Source organism: Microcystis sp. LE19-84.1B (genome assembly GCF_027531875.1).
GTDB classification, from domain to species: domain Bacteria; phylum Cyanobacteriota; class Cyanobacteriia; order Cyanobacteriales; family Microcystaceae; genus Microcystis; species Microcystis panniformis.
In genome coordinates this window covers 1-1,477 of the sequence record NZ_JAPZSR010000120.1, presented here as the reverse complement: position 1 = coordinate 1,477, position 1,477 = coordinate 1, and the positions used below count along the sequence as shown (strand labels likewise).

The following is a 1,477-nucleotide window of genomic DNA, read 5'->3' as shown; positions in this document are numbered from 1 at the left end:
CAAGCAACGGTGATGGAACGGGAAAAAACCACCAAATCCGGCAAAAAAGTCACGATTAATCTGCGAGAACAATTATATGAATTAGAGTTAAAAACTGTTGACAAACAAGCCGTTTTGTGCTATGTGGGCAGTTGTCGCAATGATGGCACTTTACTACAGCCCGATCATATCGTCGAGATGTTAGAAAGGGTTTCTGGCCAAGAACTTTCGCTGCTGAATTTTCATCGTCAGCGCTTGATTTTAGGGGCTTAACCATCGTCAACTGTTCCCTTTATACTAAACTAAGTAGGGTTGGCTGAATAAATCTAAAAACCTTGTTGGGTAAGACTTTTAGACTTTTTGTCAATCAAAAAGTACCAGATCTGGGAGTGATCGGGGGGAAAATTCCGGGACTTTTTCCCTGAAAATTAGGTAATTGACCCCCTCAAAATCGCTAAAACCCTACACCCCACCTGCCCCCCCGACCCCCCCGATGTCGGGGGGGCAGGGGGGGTGGGGGGTTGGGGGGGGTCACACCCTGTCCCCACGAAAAACTTTTTCAGCAGACCCTACTTAAGAGAGTCAGCTAATCTTGATCGACTAATTCTAAGGAATCATCAATCAAAGCTGGCCGATAATTTTGAACAACCATCGGTAAAAAAGCCCCTCTTAAACCCTTTTTTATTCTCTCGTCCGTTTGATCAAAAACCACAAATAAAGGATGAATTTTTTCTGCACCTTCACTAAACATATGTTGTTCTCTGGGGGGCATTAACCATTCATATTCTTTATCTAAACAGATTTGGGTTTCGCGCCAGCGTTTCAACAAATCAGAAAAATCTTCCCCCGGACGATGGATAAAAATCAGGATTTCTGAACCTAATTTAATTTTCCATTCCGGATCACACATCAGAATCGCCAAATCACAGGCTAATTGTACCGTCTTTCTAGATTCAAGGCCAGAAGATGGACGAATTCTGACCAAGGGCAAGGGAATAGTAATTAAACTCTCTTCAGGACGACGCAGACTAGGAATTAACTCTAAATAGGGGCGATATTGTCGCAATAATTCGATCGCCCCTTCACGACAGCTGTATTCCGCTAATAAAGTTTCGTAAGACACAGATTCACCTAATCAAATAAAGGGAGATGAAAATTAAAATTTTTCTGATTTCAAGCTACCGACGACTAACTGATAACGGAAATGAGTCCTCTAAACTTATCCCAAGGCATCGAAGATTTTAAACATGGGCAAGTACATAGACAGAAGAATAATTCCCACCATCCCCGCAACACCAATCATCATCAAGGGTTCAATGATACTGGTTAAAGCTTTAATGGCCTGTTCCACCTCATCTTCGTAGAAATCCGCCACTTTCATCATCATGGCATCTAATTCTCCCGTTTCCTCCCCAATACTAATCATTTGAATGGCCAAAGCTGGGAAAACATTGGCTTTTTGTAGGGCCAAACTCATCATTCCCCCCTGCTGAATTTC

Annotated in this window: 3 protein-coding genes; 1 reads left to right on the top strand and 2 read right to left on the bottom strand. The window is 42.6% G+C overall.

Going from position 1 to position 1,477, the window contains the following annotated elements; all coding sequences use genetic code 11:
- A partial coding sequence (locus O9324_RS07085) for a hypothetical protein (RefSeq protein ID WP_288139827.1) occupies positions 1-252 on the top strand: 252 nt, incomplete at its 5' end.
- 313 nt (positions 253-565) lie between these two features.
- Here the strand turns inward: O9324_RS07085 and O9324_RS07080 are convergent.
- Both O9324_RS07080 and O9324_RS07075 read right to left on the bottom strand, forming a co-directional pair.
- Positions 566-1,102: a hypothetical protein gene (locus tag O9324_RS07080; protein ID WP_002771399.1), complete on the bottom strand. Its 537-nt coding sequence runs from the start codon at positions 1,100-1,102 to the stop codon at positions 566-568.
- Between the two features lie 96 nt (positions 1,103-1,198).
- Positions 1,199-1,477, bottom strand: a 279-nt coding sequence (locus O9324_RS07075; RefSeq protein ID WP_288139826.1) for a type II secretion system F family protein, incomplete at its 5' end; no start/stop codon positions are given.